The organism is Pectobacterium betavasculorum (genome assembly GCF_000749845.1).
In the GTDB taxonomy this organism is placed as follows: domain Bacteria; phylum Pseudomonadota; class Gammaproteobacteria; order Enterobacterales; family Enterobacteriaceae; genus Pectobacterium; species Pectobacterium betavasculorum.
Map to the genome: position 1 here is coordinate 1 of NZ_JQHM01000020.1, position 16061 is coordinate 16061.

The 16061-nt window shown below is 52.1% G+C and carries 17 protein-coding genes; 10 read left to right on the forward strand and 7 right to left on the reverse strand.

What is annotated here, in order from left to right; all coding sequences use genetic code 11:
- Positions 1 to 136 precede the first annotated feature (136 nt).
- The 5 genes from ugpQ to ugpB all read right to left on the reverse strand — a co-directional run bounded on the left by ugpQ (position 137) and on the right by ugpB (position 5324).
- Positions 137 to 886: a glycerophosphodiester phosphodiesterase gene (gene ugpQ, locus KP22_RS19580; RefSeq protein WP_039325913.1), complete on the reverse strand. Its 750-nt coding sequence runs from the start codon at positions 884 to 886 to the stop codon at positions 137 to 139.
- The gene (locus KP22_RS19585; protein ID WP_039325915.1) at positions 886 to 1959 is read right to left on the reverse strand and encodes a sn-glycerol-3-phosphate import ATP-binding protein UgpC; all 1074 of its coding nucleotides are present in this window, start codon (positions 1957 to 1959) and stop codon (positions 886 to 888) included. Before KP22_RS19585 ends, ugpQ begins: the two co-directional genes overlap by 1 nt.
- Before the next feature lie 198 nt (positions 1960 to 2157).
- Positions 2158 to 3003, reverse strand: a complete 846-nt coding sequence (ugpE, locus tag KP22_RS19590; RefSeq protein WP_039325945.1) for a sn-glycerol-3-phosphate ABC transporter permease UgpE — start codon at positions 3001 to 3003, stop codon at positions 2158 to 2160.
- A 26-nt stretch (positions 3004 to 3029) separates the two neighbouring features.
- The gene (ugpA, locus tag KP22_RS19595; RefSeq protein ID WP_005976454.1) at positions 3030 to 3917 is read right to left on the reverse strand and encodes a sn-glycerol-3-phosphate ABC transporter permease UgpA; all 888 of its coding nucleotides are present in this window, start codon (positions 3915 to 3917) and stop codon (positions 3030 to 3032) included.
- A gap of 72 nt (positions 3918 to 3989) precedes the next feature.
- Positions 3990 to 5324 carry a sn-glycerol-3-phosphate ABC transporter substrate-binding protein UgpB gene (gene ugpB, locus KP22_RS19600; protein WP_039325918.1) on the reverse strand — a complete coding sequence of 445 codons (1335 nt, stop codon included), beginning with the start codon at positions 5322 to 5324 and terminating at the stop codon, positions 3990 to 3992.
- A gap of 320 nt (positions 5325 to 5644) precedes the next feature.
- Here ugpB and KP22_RS19605 point away from each other — a divergent pair, with 320 nt between their 5' ends.
- Both KP22_RS19605 and KP22_RS19610 read left to right on the forward strand, forming a co-directional pair.
- Complete coding sequence (locus KP22_RS19605; RefSeq protein WP_012772867.1) at positions 5645 to 5887, forward strand: type II toxin-antitoxin system ParD family antitoxin; 243 nt, start codon at positions 5645 to 5647, stop codon at positions 5885 to 5887.
- Positions 5880 to 6173, forward strand: a complete 294-nt coding sequence (locus KP22_RS19610; protein ID WP_039308505.1) for a type II toxin-antitoxin system RelE/ParE family toxin — start codon at positions 5880 to 5882, stop codon at positions 6171 to 6173. Before KP22_RS19605 ends, KP22_RS19610 begins: the two co-directional genes overlap by 8 nt.
- 75 nt (positions 6174 to 6248) lie before the next feature.
- On the opposite strand, the gene KP22_RS19615 is transcribed toward KP22_RS19610, so the two are convergent.
- On the reverse strand, positions 6249 to 6527 hold the full coding sequence (locus KP22_RS19615) for a type II toxin-antitoxin system TacA family antitoxin (protein WP_039325919.1): 279 nt from the start codon (positions 6525 to 6527) through the stop codon (positions 6249 to 6251).
- Between the two features lie 140 nt (positions 6528 to 6667).
- On the opposite strand from KP22_RS19615, the gene KP22_RS19620 reads away from it, so the two are divergent.
- Positions 6668 to 7093: a type II toxin-antitoxin system RelE/ParE family toxin gene (locus KP22_RS19620; RefSeq protein ID WP_052012562.1), complete on the forward strand. Its 426-nt coding sequence runs from the start codon at positions 6668 to 6670 to the stop codon at positions 7091 to 7093.
- Positions 7044 to 7373 (forward strand): helix-turn-helix domain-containing protein, encoded by a 330-nt coding sequence (locus KP22_RS19625; protein ID WP_039308513.1) that lies wholly within the window; start codon positions 7044 to 7046, stop codon positions 7371 to 7373. The genes KP22_RS19620 and KP22_RS19625 overlap by 50 nt, the downstream gene beginning before the upstream one ends.
- 21 nt (positions 7374 to 7394) lie before the next feature.
- On the opposite strand, the gene ygbI is transcribed toward KP22_RS19625, so the two are convergent.
- Positions 7395 to 8153, reverse strand: coding sequence for a DNA-binding transcriptional repressor YgbI (gene ygbI, locus KP22_RS19630; RefSeq protein WP_039308516.1), 759 nt, complete (start codon positions 8151 to 8153; stop codon positions 7395 to 7397).
- Positions 8154 to 8488: 335 nt separating this feature from the next.
- Between ygbI and ltnD the strand changes: the two genes are divergently transcribed.
- From ltnD to KP22_RS19660, 6 genes are all read left to right on the forward strand, one after another.
- A complete protein-coding gene (ltnD, locus tag KP22_RS19635; RefSeq protein WP_039308518.1) occupies positions 8489 to 9403 on the forward strand; it encodes an L-threonate dehydrogenase in 915 nt (304 codons plus the stop codon).
- Entirely contained in the window at positions 9400 to 10674 is a 1275-nt protein-coding gene (gene otnK, locus KP22_RS19640; RefSeq protein ID WP_039325921.1) for a 3-oxo-tetronate kinase, read from the forward strand. The genes ltnD and otnK overlap by 4 nt, the downstream gene beginning before the upstream one ends.
- Positions 10671 to 11327: a 3-oxo-tetronate 4-phosphate decarboxylase gene (otnC, locus tag KP22_RS19645; RefSeq protein WP_039308522.1), complete on the forward strand. Its 657-nt coding sequence runs from the start codon at positions 10671 to 10673 to the stop codon at positions 11325 to 11327. The genes otnK and otnC overlap by 4 nt, the downstream gene beginning before the upstream one ends.
- 18 nt (positions 11328 to 11345) lie before the next feature.
- Positions 11346 to 12128, forward strand: coding sequence for a 2-oxo-tetronate isomerase (otnI, locus tag KP22_RS19650; protein WP_039308526.1), 783 nt, complete (start codon positions 11346 to 11348; stop codon positions 12126 to 12128).
- 187 nt (positions 12129 to 12315) lie between these two features.
- Positions 12316 to 13674, forward strand: a complete 1359-nt coding sequence (locus tag KP22_RS19655) for a GntP family transporter (RefSeq protein ID WP_039308530.1) — start codon at positions 12316 to 12318, stop codon at positions 13672 to 13674.
- Positions 13675 to 14049: 375 nt separating this feature from the next.
- A complete protein-coding gene (locus KP22_RS19660) occupies positions 14050 to 15714 on the forward strand; it encodes a methyl-accepting chemotaxis protein (RefSeq protein ID WP_039308533.1) in 1665 nt (554 codons plus the stop codon).
- The last annotated feature ends 347 nt before the right edge of the window (positions 15715 to 16061 follow it).

Genomic DNA, 16061 nt, shown 5'->3' on the forward strand with positions numbered 1-16061 from the left:
TATACCCTAAATAATTCGAGTTGCGTGAAGGCGGCAACTGCGAGAATCCCCAGGAGCTTACTCAGGTAAGTGACTGGGGTGAGCAAAGGCAGCCAACGCACAAGCAGCTTGAAGTATGACGGGTATAAGGCAGACCTCAGCCGGTCGCGAAGCTAGCCCCAATTAAATCTATCCGGTCAGTACAGATACAGTCAACGCCCCAATCCAGCAAAGTTTGCGCGCGATCGGGTTGGTTAACGGTATAAACCAAAATGCGCAAACCTGCGGCTTTCAGCGCCGCAACGCGTTCTGCCGTCAGCAGTTTATGATTCAGATGGATAGACACGCATCCCAAACGCCGCGTTAACGCCAGCCAGTCCTCTTCCCACTCATCCAGCAGCAGCCCACGCGGCAGCTCCGGTGCGGCCTGCTGTGCCGCTTCCAGGGCGTCGATGGAAAACGAGGACAACAGCGGCGCGGAGGGATGATCGGCCCATAGCTGACGCGCCGCCAGCGCAATCACACGCCCGGTTTCGGTTTCATATCCAGTGGTGGGTTTAATCTCAATATTGGCCGCCATGCCATACTGCACACAGCGTTTTGCCACTTCCGATAGCAGCGGCAGGCGTTCTCCGACAAATTTATGACCGTACCAGCCGCCGACATCCAGCCCGACCAGTTTGTCCCACGGCAACGCTCCCGCGATGCCCCAGCCGTTGCTGGTACGCTCAAGTGTGTCGTCGTGTAAGAGGAAAATCTGGCCGTCCTGCGACAGCTTGGCATCAAATTCGATCATCTTGTGACCGAGGCTGGCACCGACATCGATCGCCGCCAGCGTGTTTTCCGGTGCCAGTGAACCGCCGCCGCGATGAGCGACAATAGCTGGGTAAGGCCAGATTGTTTCCATTATTCCATCCGTAATCCGCTTTGCGAATCAAACAGGTGCCAGGATGACGTCGGCAAATGCAGCCAGAGCGTCGAGCCGATGGCGGGGCAGTGCTCATAAGAGAGCCGCACAATCACGTTTTGCCCGCCCCACTTGCCGTGCGCTAAATTGTCCGCGCCCAGCAGTTCGAGTGTTGAGATCTGCAACGGGATACCACCGGCTTCACGCGTTGCCAGTTGAATATGCTCCGGCCGTACTCCCAGCGTCAATGCTTTACCGCGCCATTGCGGCTTTGGCTCAGGCAGCGCCAGCGCAATGTCTTCACCGATTTCAAAGCGGCAGCCATCATCGCTAATGCGCCCTGCCCACAAGTTCATCGCCGGTGAACCAATAAAACTGGCAACGAACAGCGATGCTGGACGGCGGTAAATATCAGCCGGAGCGCCGATTTGTTCAGCGATACCTTTATTCATCACGATGACGCGCTGCGCCAGCGTCATCGCCTCAACCTGATCGTGTGTGACGTACAGGCTGGTAGTTTTCAGGCGCTGGTGCAATTGCTGCAATTCCAACCGCATCTGTACGCGCAGTTTGGCATCCAGATTCGACAGCGGCTCATCAAACAGGAACACCGCAGGTTCACGCACAATCGCCCGCCCCATCGCCACACGCTGACGTTGGCCGCCCGATAGCTCACGCGGTTTACGTTGCAGCAGCGGCATCAGTTCCAGAATACGTGCCGCTTCTTCCACACGCTCACGAATCTGCGTCTTACCGAAACCACGAATTTTCAGTCCGTAAGCCATATTGTCGAACACGTTCATGTGCGGATAAAGCGCGTAGTTCTGGAACACCATCGCAATTCCGCGATCTTTCGGTTCCAGATCGGTGACTCGTTGGTTATCAATGTAGATATCGCCGCTGGTGGTACGTTCGAGACCTGCCACCATACGCAGCAGCGTCGATTTACCACAGCCAGACGGCCCCACCATCACGACGAATTCGCCATCCGCGACATCCAGATCGATGGGTTGGATAATCTGTGTTTTGCCATCGTAGGACTTGGTGACGGCCTGAAGTTTTAAACATGCCATAAGCGTTTCCGAAATTCGTCTCGATAAATCGCTGCTAAACCTGACAAGCGGTGCGGTGATAATGGGTAGATCGTAAAGACGCTGTAAATACATCCCTGTACGCTCGGATTGCGCCATCCCTGGCGCAAACGCTTTACTCTTCTATCCCATTATCACCGTTCTCATTCTATGAAGAGGTTTACCAACGGTATGTCCTATTTATTTTTCGCTGTCGACCAGACCGCGAACGAACCAGCGCTGCATAAGTAACACCACCAGCAGCGGCGGCAGCATGGTCAACAGCATGGCGGCCATCACCTGATTCCACTGGGTTGCCCCATCACCAGAGGCAATCATGCTTTTAATTCCGGCAACCGCAGTGCCCAGATTGGCATCGCTGATAATCAGCAGCGGCCACAGGTACTGGTTCCAGCCGTAAATGAACGTGATCACGAACAGCGCCGCCAGATTGGTCTTCGACAGCGGCAACACCATGTCGAAGAAGAAACGCATCGGGCTGGCACCGTCGATACGCGCCGCTTCCATCAGTTCATCCGGCAGCGTCATAAAGAACTGGCGGAATAGAAAGGTGGCGGTCGCCGAGGCCATCAGCGGCAGCGTTAAACCGGTGTAGCTGTCCATCATGTCCAGCCGTGCGATCACTTCCACCGTTGGGAAAATACGCACTTCCACCGGCAGCATCAGCGTCAGGAAAATCATCCAGAAGAACAGGTTGCGCAGCGGAAAACGAAAATAAACGATGGCGTAAGCGGAGAGGATCGATACGGTAATTTTGCCTACCGTGATCGCCAGCGCCATGACGAAACTGTTGAGCAGCATCAGCCCGAACGGTGTGGTGTTGTTGCCTGCACCGTGCAGCCAGATATCACGCAGATTTTCCCACAGGTGTGAGCCGGGGATGAGCGTCATCGGAGCCTGAAAGACTTCCTGGTTATCCAGTGTGGCGGCGACAAAACCCACGTACAGGGGGAACAATACGGCGAGAATGCCGACGATCAGCATGACGTGGCTGAAAATATCTAACCCGCGACGATTCTCAATCATTGCCATTGACCTTCATAGATTCACCTTCATTGATAATTCACCTTCCGTTCCACAAAACGGAACTGAATAACGGTCAACCCGATCACCAACAGCATCAAGATCACCGATTGCGCCGCCGAACTGGACAGATCCAACCCTGCAAAGCCTTCGCGATAAATCTTGTAGATCAGCGTAGTTGTCGACTGCACCGGGCCGCCAGCCGTCGCGGCATCGATAATTGGGAAAGTATCGAAAAAGGCATACACCAGATTGACGACTAACAGGAAGAAGCTCACTGGCGAGATCATCGGCAGCACCAGATTGAAGAAACGCCGCACCGGCCCTGCACCATCAATCGCACCCGCTTCCACCAGCGAACGGGGGATCGATTGCAGAGCAGCGAGGAAGAACAGGAAGTTATAGCTAATCTGTTTCCACACCGATGCCAGTACGACTAAAAACATCGCCTGCCCACTGTTCTGGGCGTGATTCCACGTATAACCAAGCAGCCCGAGAAAATGGGTAATCAGCCCGAGCCCAGGGTTAAACAGAAACATCCACAGCACAGCAGCGACAGCGGGAGCCACGGCATAAGGCAGAATAATTAAGGTCTGATACAGGCGGCTGGCACGGATCACATAGTCCACCAGCGCGGCCAGAAAGAGTGAAATCAGCATGCCAAACCCGGCGACCAAAAAGCTGAATATCAGCGTGGTGTAGAACGAATCGAGGTAGTAGGGGTTATTGAACAGCTGTCTGAAGTTTTCCATGCCGACAAATTCGCTGGATAGCCCAAACGGGTCTAGGTTCTGCACCGAATACCACAGCGCCTGACCAGCAGGCCAGATAAAGAAAATCACGGTAATCAGCAGTTGAGGCAGCACCAGCACATAGGGCAACCAGCTGCTGCGAAAAACGGGGCGGGATGATGTCATGCGGTAACTCATTGCAAACAGAAAAGAAACAGGCCGATTCCCTTCGGCCCGATATTACTCAACAGCAGCGCATTACTTCGTGGACTGCTCGAAGCGACGCAGCAGCGCGTTACCGCGATCTACCGCGCTATCTAACGCCTGTTGTGGCGTCTTCTTGCCTGTCCATACGCTTTCTAATTCTTCATCCACGACGGTACGGATTTGTGGCATATTGCCCAAACGCATACCCTTGGTGAACGGCAACGGTGGCTTGTTCAGCATCTGACGCGTAGCAATATCCGCACCAGGGTTTTTCTCATAGAAGCCCTGCTTCTGCGTCAGCTCATACGCCGCAGTCGTGATCGGCAGGTAACCGGTTTTCTGGTGCCATTCAGCGGCATTTTCTGGTTTCGCCAGGAATTGCATAAACTCAGCAACGCCTTTGTAGGTCGCGGCATTTTTACCGCCCATCACCCACAGGCTGGCTCCACCGATAATGGCATTCTGCGGTGCGCCTTGCGCATCGGCGTCATACGGCATCATGCCGACACCGTAGTTGAACTTAGCGTGTTGACGGATATCTGCCAGCGATCCCGAAGAGGCGGTTGTAATAGCGCAATCGCCGTTGTAGAACTTCTCGGTCGGCTCATCCTTACGCCCGAAGTAGGTGAAATCACCCTTCTTGTTCATACCCTGCAACAGCTGGATGTGTTTGACCTGCGTAGGTTTATTGAATTCCAGTACCGCATCGGTGCCGTCAAAACCGTTATTCCTGGTCGCCACGGGCAGACCGTTCCAGGCGCTGAAGTTTTCAATCTGAATCCAGCCCTGCCAGCCGCTAGCGTAGCCACACTTCATACCAGCAGCGCGCAATTTGGCGGTGTAGTCAGCCATCTGTTGCCAGGTTTTCGGCGGCTGTTCTGGATCTAAACCGGCTTTCTTGAAGGCATCTTTGTTGTAATACAGCACGGGGGTCGAGCTGTTAAACGGCTGCGACAGCAGGTGGCCGCTCTTCGCATCGGTGTAATAACCGGAGACAGTCGGCACAAATACCGACTCATCGAAAGTAATGCCTGACTCTTTGAAGACTTCATAGACAGGCTTGATGGCTTTACTTGCCATCATGGTCGCCGTACCAACTTCATAGACCTGCAAAATGGCGGGCGCATTGCCAGCGCGATAGGCCGCAATCCCGGCTGCCAGATTCTGTTCGTAGTTGCCTTTATAGACCGGTACAATTTTTACGTCGCTGTGTTCTTTATTAAAACGATCGGCCAGAGAATTCACTTCTTTCCCTAACTCGCCTTCCATGGAATGCCAGAAAGGAATTTCTGTTGCGGCCTGCGCACCGGCGCTCATCAGCGCGAATGCCACACACGCCGCTGCGGTGCGAATAGCATGTGTTTTACGAATTGTGTTGTTGAACATGCCTGTCTCCTGCAATCAATTAAGTTCGCCATCATCACGTAGTGCCGATCGTTAAGGAGCGAGATACCGGGGGCGACCACGGAGCGAGGTATCCCTGCGGGAACCTCATCACCGTGTTTCCCCCTAAATCCATACTTAAGCGACGGGAATTACCATCATCACGGCGTTTTTTATGCGAAGGTAAACATGACATGAGCGTATGACAGAAAAATAACTGGAAGATGACGGGAAAGTGACAAGGAAAGGAGGTCTTCTTATTGGCTACTAAGTAGGCTGTTCTGTGCTACCATCTGTGTTAATAGATAACACAGGAGGTTTTTATGCCTAGAACGACAAGTATTACGATCGGCGAACAACTGGATGACTTTGTCTCCAAATTAATAGATAGCGGTCGCTATAGTTCTACCAGTGAAGTCATCAGGTCAGCTCTTCGTCTTCTTGAACAACAAGAATCCAAAACAGAGGCTCTGAAAAAAGCGATTTATGCAGGGGAACAAAGTGGAGAAAGTTCGTTGACGCTGCGTGAAATTGCGGCAAAAAAGAAGCGCGAACGGAATGTATAAACTCTCTAATCTTGCAGCAGAAGATTTCGCAGGCATCTTTGAGTACACATTGATCAACTATGGCATCAGTCAGGCTGACAATTATACAGAGTCGCTAGAGAATACGCTGATTCTGCTAGCAGAATCCCCTTATATAGGCCAAGAGTACCCTGAAATTAGCAATGGTGTGCGCCGATTCGATCATAGGCAACACGCTATTTTCTACCGCATACGAGAAGAAGATCTTCTTATCATCCGAATCCTGCATCAGCAAATGGAACCTATGTGCCACTTTTTTGATATTTAAAAAGTGCCTAAATAAGGATGTATTCAATAAATAGCATGCCACCAAGAACAATTATTAGTAATGGCTCTGGTGCTGTTATTCCCATGGTGATTGACGACACATAATATCGTTAATGCGGGCATGACGTTCTGCGGTGATAGGTGCATCCAACTCGGACAACAATCCATCAAACTGTTCGTTGTCCAGAATAAACAAACGTTGATACAACAAGATGTCCTGCGCCTCGCGGCAGGCTGCTTCAAGCATAAAGTCGGTACGTGATTTTGACACAAGGTTTGCAGCCATATCGATCAAATCCCGCTGGGAGGCTGTGGCCCGAATAGTGATTCGTGCTTCTTTAGTTTCAGGTTTCATCATCATGCCTGTGTAGTGAATCTCTCTACAACCCTACATGACGTGTACAAAAATGCTACACACCGAAACATCACGTTCGTTGCAGAAAACCCGTAATTTAGACTATAGTTATTATTACTAGTCATGTTTAAGGATTAACCGTGGCGGTATACACAACTAAGCTCTTCGATAAAAAACTAAAAAGCGAAATACTTTCTGATGGTTATCTTTGTGAGATTGCTCGTGAGGTGATGAATGGCCGTTTTGAGGGTGACCTTGGCGGTGGTGTGCTTAAAAAACGAATTGCATTGAATGCCGGAAAGAGTGCAGGAGCCAGAACAATCATCTTTTTCAAGCTGGGCTCTAATCTATTTTTTGCCGATGGATGGAAGAAAAATCAGGTCAGGAAAGGCGTTAAAGAAATTCAAGATGATGAGCTGGCTGTTTATAAAGACATTGCTGGTGACCTATTTCAACTCACCGTTCAACAAATAGCTCAATTGGTAAAAGTGAAAGAACTACGAGAGGTGGAATGCGATGGCTGCAAAGATGAAAGAGCTACAGGAAATGGCGAAAAGCCTGCATGAACATGGGGGTATCACTGATACCACGATGGAACGCATCAATAATCGGGTTGCAGCAAGGGAATTCCGTGAACGCATTGAGCAAGCTCACGCAATGAGTGGTGCAGACATTCAGAACATGCGTTCCCGTTATAAAATGTCGCAATCTTCTTTAGCTTACGCTCTCAATATGTCCGTTGAGAGCGTCTCAAAATGGGAACGAAATGAGAAGAAGCCCTCAGGGGCTGCGCTACGTCTTCTCAATATAATCAACGAGAAAGGTCTCGATATTTTTGCCAGTTAGACAAACAGACATAACCCCCCCTCACGCCACCAGCACCTCCACCCCCATTTTGCTCAGCGCGTCTTTAGCAGCGGCGGGCAGGCCGTCGTCGGTGATGATGCTGTCGAAGACGCTGAGCGGCGTGGCGAGATGGGTGGCGATGCGGCCGTATTTTGAGGTGTCGCACAGCAGGACACGTTTTCTGCTGGCTTCTACCGCCGCACGTTTCACGACCACTTTGTCTTCATTCGGCGTGGACAGCCCGCGCAGGCTCCATGAGGATGCAGAAATAAAGGCGATGTCGATAAACAGGTTGCGCAGCGCCTGCGCCACCGCTTCACCGATGCAGGATTGATTTTCACGACACAGCGTGCCGCCCGTGTGGATCATGCGGCACTGGCTGGACTCAATCAGAAAAGCGGCAATCGCAAAATCGTTGGTGACGATCAGGAGATCGTCCCGCTCGGCCAGTTCACGCGCCAGCGATAGCGTCGTGGTGCCCGCATCCAGATAAATACAGCTATTGAGCGGAATATGCTGTGCTGCCAGTTTACCCATCGCCGCTTTTTGCTGGCTGAACATTCCAGACTTATCCTGATGCGACGGCTCAATCGCCAGCCGTTCAGGCGAACGCACGCCACCGGAGACGCTCAGCAGCAGGCCGTCTTGTTCCAGTTTTTGCACATCGCGCCGCACCGTCATGTGCGACACGCCCAGCCGTTCAGTCAGCTCGTTAATGCTTACCGCGCCGCGCTCGGCGATCAGCGCCAGAATCTGTTGATGACGTTCTACTGGAATCACGCTGTCCGTTCCCTGTTTGATAATGCAGTCTGATAAAGTCAGTTTGGTAAAGATTGTGAGAAACACCCTGTTTGATGACGATAATTACCATAAATTCACGTCATAAACCACGCCAGACATAACAACCCTTGTCGTTAGTCAATAACAGAAATCAATTAATCATCTGATATATAAAGACAATTAAGGAAATCACCTTCCCTGCGGGGTTCAACTACACTGAATCATCACGACATTAATGTTAATTTATGTGATAAAAATCACCACAATTTGTTCTGATAGTCCTTATATTTAACACCAGAGAACAAAAAGTCACTAATTTTAACAAGGCAACCACGATGAAAAAGACTTCTGATTATGCTGTCGCCGTTATCGGTCTGGGTTCCATGGGTTTTGGCGCTGCGGCGTCTTGTATCAATGCAGGCCTGACGACATACGGTGTCGATATCAACCCGCAGGCACTGGAGCGCTTACGTCAGGCGGGTGCGGCGCAGGCTGACACACGTGTTGATGCCTTCGCCGACAAGCTGGATGCCGTCGTGCTGCTGGTGGTGAACGCCGCGCAGGTAAACGGGATTCTGTTCGGTGAACCGCAGGTTGCGGCTAAGCTTAAGCCCGGCACCGTGGTCATGGTGTCCTCGACTATCTCCGCGCAGGATGCCAAAAATATTGAGCAGCGTCTCGCCGAGCATCAGCTCGTCATGCTGGATGCGCCGGTATCCGGCGGTGCGGTGAAAGCCGCCGCAGGTGATATGACGGTGATGGCATCCGGCTCCGATCTGGCTTTTGAGAAACTGAAACCGGTACTCGATGCCGTCGCAGGCAAGGTCTACCGCATCGGTGAAGAAATTGGGCTGGGCGCAACGGTTAAAATTATTCACCAACTGTTGGCAGGCGTACACATCGCCGCTGGCGCAGAAGCAATGGCGCTGGCCGCCCGTGCCGATATCCCACTGGATATCATGTACGACGTGGTGACCAACGCCGCGGGCAACTCCTGGATGTTCGAAAATCGTATGCGCCACGTTGTCGATGGCGATTACACACCTAAATCTGCCGTTGATATCTTCGTCAAAGATCTGGGACTGGTCACAGATACCGCCAAATCACTCCATTTCCCGCTGCCATTGGCCTCTACCGCGTTCAACATGTTCACCGCAGCCAGCAACGCTGGGTTCGGTAAAGAAGACGACAGTGCAGTCATCAAAATTTTCAACGGTATTACGCTACCGGAAAAGAAGGAGGCACCATGATCAAGCTAGGTGTGATTGCCGACGATTTTACCGGAGCTACGGATATCGCCAGCTTTCTAGTCAACAACGGGCTGCCGACCGTGCAGCTCAACGGCGTGCCGCCGTCAGAATTTAAGGTCGACACACAGGCCGTCGTCATTAGCCTAAAATCACGCTCCTGCCCGGCGGAACAGGCCGTGGCGGATTCACTTAAGGCGCTGGCGTGGCTGCAACAACAGGGCTGTCAGCAGTTCTACTTTAAATATTGCTCCACCTTCGACAGTACCGCGAAAGGCAATATCGGTCCGGTGACCGATGCGCTGCTAGAGCAGTTGGGCGAAACGCAAACCATTATCTCTCCGGCGCTGCCGGTGAATGGCAGAACCGTCTATCAGGGCCACCTGTTCGTGATGGATCAGCTGCTATCCGAGTCAGGGATGCGCCATCATCCGGTCACACCGATGACTGACAGCAACCTGATACGCGTCATGGAACAGCAGGCGGCGGGACAATGCGGTCTGGTGCCGTATGCCGTGATGGATCAGGGTGCGGATGCCGTCAAACAGCGGCTGGCGCAGTTGAAAGAACAGGGCATGCGCTATGTGGTGCTGGATACGCTGAACGAACAGCACCTGCTGACACAGGGCGAGGCGCTGCGCGACATGAAGCTGGTCACCGGAGGCTCTGGTCTGGCGATAGGGTTAGCACGCCAGTGGGCAGACTCCTCTGAACAAACCGGTTCCGCAATCGAGGCAGGCAAACCGCAGTCCGGCGCAGGCGTTGTGCTGTCCGGTTCCTGTTCGGTGATGACCAACAAGCAGGTCGCTCACTATCTGAAACAGGCGGCGGGTCGTGCCATTGATGTCGCTCGCTGCTTAGAAAATGCTGATGCTCAGCAGTCCTACGTGCAGGAACTCGTCGACTGGGTGAAAGCATATCGTGACGACGCACTCGCACCTCTGCTGTACGCCACCTCTTCACCTGACGAACTGGCGCAAATTCAGCAGCGCTGGGGGGCGGAAGCCAGTAGCCAGGCGGTAGAGAAACTTTTTGCTGCCGTCGCCCACCGACTTCAGCAAGACGGCTTCCAGCGCTTCATTATCGCGGGCGGTGAAACCTCCAGCATCGTGGTGCAAACGCTGGGCATTCATGCGTTCCATATCGGGCCGTCAATTTCCCCCGGCGTGCCGTGGGTGCGTTCCACCAATCATCCGCTCTCGTTAGCGTTGAAATCCGGCAATTTCGGCGATGAAGACTTTTTTGCCCGCGCCCAAAAGGAGTTTACCGCATGAGTGAAAAACACAACGCCACTGACGCCGTGCTGAACAGTGAGCAACGCGCACGCGAGGAAATGGTCAAGCTGGGCGCATCCTTTTTCCAGCGCGGTTACGCCACCGGCTCTGCGGGCAATCTCTCCCTTCTACTAGATGACGGTACATTGCTGGCAACGCCGACCGGCTCCTGCCTCGGCGAACTGGATGCCGATCGGCTGTCCAAAGTCAGCCTGAGCGGCGAGTGGATTTCCGGCGATAAACCCTCGAAAGAAGTCAGCTTTCACCTGTCGATTTACCGTAACGATCCCGAATGCAAAGCGATCGTCCACCTGCACAGCACCTACCTGACGGCGCTCTCGTGTCTGGAAGGGCTGGATACGCAGGATGCTATCAAGCCCTTCACGCCCTATGTCGTGATGCGCGTCGGTAAAGTGCCCGTCGTGCCTTATTACCGCCCCGGCGATGCGCGACTCGGTGAAGATCTGGCGAAGCTGGCCTCACGTTACAAGGCGTTTTTACTGGCTAACCACGGCCCGGTTGTCACCGGCAAGGATTTGCGTGCAGCCGCGGACAACATGGAAGAGCTGGAAGAAACCGCCAAGCTGATTTTTATTCTCGGTGACCGAAAAATTCGCTACCTCACCGCTGACGATATTGCCGAGCTCTCTTGATGAGCCAAGGAGTTAACCATGCCTAAGTTTGCTGCCAATCTTTCTATGCTTTTTACCGACGTTCCGTTTCTCGATCGCTTTAAAGCCGCTGCCGATGCGGGTTTTACCTCGGTCGAGTACCTGTTCCCTTATGAATATCCGGCACCGCTGCTGGCAGAAAAGCTGCGGGAAAATGGACTGAAGCAGGTGTTGTTCAATACTGCGCCTGGCAATATCGCCGCAGGCGAGTGGGGCGTATCTGCCCTACCCGACCGCATTGAAGATGCGCGCCGGGATATCGATAACGCATTGGAATATGCGCTGGCGCTGAATTGTCCTTCCGTACTGGTGATGGGGGGTGTCGTGCCGCCCGGTGAAGACCGCGCGGCCTATCAGCAAACCTTCATCGACAATCTGCGCTACGCGGCTGATAAATTCGCGCCGCACGGCATCAATATCATGATTGAAGCATTGAGTGCGAAGGTGAAACCGAATTACCTGTTCGCCAGTCAGTATCAGGCGCTGGAATTAGCCAATCTGATCGACCGGCCAAACGTGTATATCCAGTTGGACTTCTTCCACGCGCAAATTGTCGATGGCAACCTGACGCAAATTATTCACGATTTAGATGGCCGCATCGGACATATTCAAATTGCTTCGGTTCCGGCACGGCATGAACCTGATGAAGGGGAAATTAATTACCCGTTCATCTTTGCCGAATTGGATCGCGTGAATTATTCCGGCTGGGTTGGCTGTGAATATAATCCACGTGGCAAAACCGAAGACGGGTTGTGGTGGGCTAAACCCTGGCTCAGGCAATAAATTATCGCAGTAACGCATTACTATTTTTATAAAAAAACACCAGAGACCTATTTATAAAATACGAGAAAAGGTCAGATTCCCGCATTATTCCAATGCGGGAGTCAGGTCACCCTTTTCTTCAAATAAAACAATAACCCAATACCTTTTCAGCCTCTGAATTGAAAAATGGGTCAATGAGGATAAGAATATGGCCACCTCGCTCTTACTCTGCATCGCTATCGCCGGGGTGTTACTCCTGCTGCTGATGGTCATTAAATTTAAAATTCAGCCCTTTGTCGCCCTGCTCGTTGTCAGTTTACTCGTTGCCTTAGCAACCGGTATTCCTACTGCTGAGGTGATGAAAGTCATTACCTCCGGTATGGGCGGTATTCTCGGTTCGGTAGCAATTATTATCGGCCTCGGTGCCATGCTCGGCAGAATGATCGAAGTGTCTGGCGGAGCAGAATCCTTAGCACACCGCTTTGCCCAATTAATGGGGCCAGGATTGATGGTGGCAGCATTAACCATCGCTGCCTTTATTCTGGGTATTCCGGTCTTTTTCGATGTCGGCTTTATTATCCTCGCCCCGATTATTTACGGCTTTGCGAAAGTCGCTAAAGTCTCCCCGATTAAATTCGGTTTACCCGTCGCAGGCGTGATGCTGACGGTGCACGTCGCGCTGCCGCCCCATCCCGGCCCGGTCGCTGCTGCGGGCCTGTTGAATGCCGATATCGGCTGGCTGACTATTATTGGTCTGTTGGTATCCATTCCTGTCGGCATCATCAGTTACTGGGCGGCCAAAGCCATGAACCGCCGTAAATATGCACTTTCTGTCGAGGTACTAGAGCAGTTACAGTTGGCGAAACCGGAAGACAGCACGCCGGAAACGGCTCCCGCGTCTGCCCCTTCGGCTGGATTGGTCGCCGCGCTGATCGCCATTCCTATCGCCATCATTATGCTTGGCACCGTATCTGCAACGATTTTGCCTGCCGGGCACCCGGTGCGTAACGTCATGTCGCTGGTGGGTTCTCCTGCCGTCGCCCTGCTGATTGCGCTGGCATTAGCATTCTGGCTGATTGCCCTGCGTCGTGGCTGGTCGTTGGAAAAAGCCAGCGGTGTAATGGGCGATGCCATGCCTGCTGCTGCGATGGTCATCATGGTGACCGGTGCCGGTGGTGTGTTTGGTAAAGTGCTGGTGGAATCCGGCATCGGTAAAGCGCTGGCGGATACGTTGACCAGCATTCACCTGCCGCTGGTGCCTGCCGCGTTTATCCTGTCACTGGCGCTGCGTGCCTCACAAGGTTCAGCCACTGTCGCTATTCTCACTACTTGCGGTCTGCTGAGTGAAGCCGTCAGCGGTCTGAACCAGATGCAACTGGTGTTGGTGACACTCTCTGCCTGTTTTGGCGGGCTGGGCCTATCGCACGTAAATGATTCTGGTTTCTGGATTGTCACCAAATATCTGGGGCTGTCCGTCGCCGATGGACTGCGCACCTGGACGGTTCTGACGACGATCCTCGGATTAGCCGGGTTCCTTTTCACCTGGGCACTTTGGTTAGTCATGTAAGCATCATACCGCCAGCACGCCTCTGAGCTGGCGGTTACTCTTAGGGTGTATAAAAATAACCATTGCCAAGGACAAATCACCAAATTGATAGCATTATCCGATAAAATAAACGCATACAATAAATAACAGCTATCAATCTGGCGATCAAAAGGCATTTTATCCGCCTATCCAACCCCTCGTATCTTTTTTCATCTCCTTATAGTGATAGATCATCCTCTGCATCCGTACACCAAATTCTCAGCCAGAAGAATAAGTCAGAGATATAACCTAAAGATTGCTTCTTTCGGTCTACCCTTAAAACATTTTTACAACGCGCTTTCGTGGAAAAAGAAAATAGATTGCTATCTGTAAACATGATTACCACCAAGGAATACGATGAATATGTTAAAAAATATGAAATTGGGAACGATGCTCGGCACGGGTTTCACCTTTGTCATTATTGTTGGCTGCTTTGTGGCGTTATTTGGCCGTATGCAGTTGGCTGAGCTCGGTAGCAATATCCAATTGTTGTCACAAGTTCGTATCACCAATCTGCTGCAAATGCAGGATGTCAAAGACAACGTCAATACTGTCTCGCGTTCAGTTCGCAACATTGCGCTGATGGACAACCGTCAGGAGATGGAACAAGAGCACCAGCGCATCGAAGGATTGCTACAGCAGAACCTGAAAATGCTGGAAGCATTACAAACTCGTACCGTTTCCCCCGAAGCACGCGAACGCATTCAGAATTTGATGGCGCTCAGCCCTCCCTATCGTGAAGCACTCAATAAAGCCATCAATCTGGGTCTTTCGGGACAAACTGAAGAAGCGCGCAAGATGATATTTACCGAAATGCGCGACACGCAAGACGCAGTATTTAAAGCGCTCGACGACATGATCGCCGTTCAGAAAAATTTAACCGTAGAAACAGCAGACACGTCCGATCGCCAGGCAACCAACTCTGGCACGCTGATGTTGGTTGCTGCCGGCTTGGCAGCACTTTTGGGGGCGCTGATTGCCTGGATGATTACACGCCGCATCAAGAACCAGTTGGGTGGCGAACCTGCCTATGCCGTTGAGATTGCACAGCAAGTCGCACAAGGTAATCTGGCGTTAGACATCGTTCTGGTTCCCGGCGATAACCGCAGCGTACTGGCTGCGATGGCGCTCATGCGCGATAGCCTCAGCCAGACGGTCGATCAGGTGCGACAAAGCAGCGAATCCATCGCGACCGGCGCCACCCAAATCTCAAGCGGCAATACCGATCTGAGCCAACGCACGGAAGAACAAGCGTCGAATCTGCAACAGACAGCCGCGTCGATGGAGCAGATGAATACCACGATCAAACAAAACACAGATACGGTAAATATGGCGTCCGAGCTGGCACAGTCGGCAAGCGTCACCGCAAGTAAAGGCGGTGACGTCGTCAATAATGTCGTCACCACAATGGAAGACATCACTTCCAGCTCACATAAAATCGGCGATATCATCGGTGTTATCGACGGCATTGCCTTCCAGACCAACATTCTGGCACTCAATGCTGCGGTAGAAGCCGCGCGGGCAGGAGAACAGGGGCGAGGCTTTGCCGTTGTAGCAGGGGAAGTCCGTTCGCTGGCGCAACGTTCCGCTTCCGCTGCGAAAGAGATCAAAGAGCTGATCGAAGCAAGCGTAGAGAAAGTCGAAACGGGTTCACTGCTTGTCAACGAAGCCGGTACAACGATGAGCGAAATCGTTGAACAAGTGCGCCGGGTCGCAGAATTACTCAGTGAGATCGGCGTGACGACCCGAGAACAGTCGCAGGGCATTTCTCAGGTCAATGACGCCGTAAATCAGTTAGATGAGGTGACACAGCAAAATGCGGCGCTCGTTGAAGAATCGGCGACAGCAGCCGATAGCCTGAGCGAACAAGCGCGTCGTCTGGTCGAACTGATGAGTATTTTTCGTCTGGCTAACACCCCGACACAAACGGTTCGACAAGCCGCACCTCGAGCGCCACAAGCGCTGGCGTTGGCAGCCAAACCCGGCGTAAAAAATAATTCTCAGGATTGGGAATCGTTTTAATTACCGTCATGGATGAAGCCTTTTCCCGCATCATGACGGTGCGGGAAAAGCGAAATAGGTTTCGTGTGGTAACTGTTAAAATAAACTGAAAAATTAGCCCCCTATCCTTCTTTCGTATATTGATGCCTTTCAGTACTATTCCCTTTAATGCCAACAAATACCACGCATTTACCACGGTGTTTTCTAACTGGCTGAAACAAAAAATCTTATACAATAGTTAGCTAAATAAGATCTCTGCCCGCAGCGGACCTCTCTAGCAACCTGAATTCCGCTACCACCATAGAAATAGATCGACCGATCTATTTCAAACAACGTATTGCCAATAAAGAAAAAAGGATTTGAGGAAT

Excerpts from the sequence above, each read along its gene's own strand:
- KP22_RS19585 (WP_039325915.1), bottom strand. The coding sequence starts at position 1,959 with ATGGCATGTTTAAAACTTCAGGCCGTCACCAAGTCCTACGATGGCAAA.
- KP22_RS19615 (WP_039325919.1), bottom strand. The coding sequence starts at position 6,527 with ATGAAACCTGAAACTAAAGAAGCACGAATCACTATTCGGGCCACAGCC.
- otnI (WP_039308526.1), top strand. The coding sequence starts at position 11,346 with ATGCCTAAGTTTGCTGCCAATCTTTCTATGCTTTTTACCGACGTTCCG.
- otnC (WP_039308522.1), top strand. The coding sequence starts at position 10,671 with ATGAGTGAAAAACACAACGCCACTGACGCCGTGCTGAACAGTGAGCAA.
- ltnD (WP_039308518.1), top strand. The coding sequence starts at position 8,489 with ATGAAAAAGACTTCTGATTATGCTGTCGCCGTTATCGGTCTGGGTTCC.
- KP22_RS19655 (WP_039308530.1), top strand. The coding sequence starts at position 12,316 with ATGGCCACCTCGCTCTTACTCTGCATCGCTATCGCCGGGGTGTTACTC.
- ugpE (WP_039325945.1), bottom strand. The coding sequence starts at position 3,003 with ATGATTGAGAATCGTCGCGGGTTAGATATTTTCAGCCACGTCATGCTG.
- KP22_RS19660 (WP_039308533.1), top strand. The coding sequence starts at position 14,050 with ATGAATATGTTAAAAAATATGAAATTGGGAACGATGCTCGGCACGGGT.
- ugpQ (WP_039325913.1), bottom strand. The coding sequence starts at position 886 with ATGGAAACAATCTGGCCTTACCCAGCTATTGTCGCTCATCGCGGCGGC.
- KP22_RS19610 (WP_039308505.1), top strand. The coding sequence starts at position 5,880 with ATGTATAAACTCTCTAATCTTGCAGCAGAAGATTTCGCAGGCATCTTT.
- KP22_RS19625 (WP_039308513.1), top strand. The coding sequence starts at position 7,044 with ATGGCTGCAAAGATGAAAGAGCTACAGGAAATGGCGAAAAGCCTGCAT.
- otnK (WP_039325921.1), top strand. The coding sequence starts at position 9,400 with ATGATCAAGCTAGGTGTGATTGCCGACGATTTTACCGGAGCTACGGAT.
- ugpA (WP_005976454.1), bottom strand. The coding sequence starts at position 3,917 with ATGACATCATCCCGCCCCGTTTTTCGCAGCAGCTGGTTGCCCTATGTG.
- ugpB (WP_039325918.1), bottom strand. The coding sequence starts at position 5,324 with ATGTTCAACAACACAATTCGTAAAACACATGCTATTCGCACCGCAGCG.
- KP22_RS19605 (WP_012772867.1), top strand. The coding sequence starts at position 5,645 with ATGCCTAGAACGACAAGTATTACGATCGGCGAACAACTGGATGACTTT.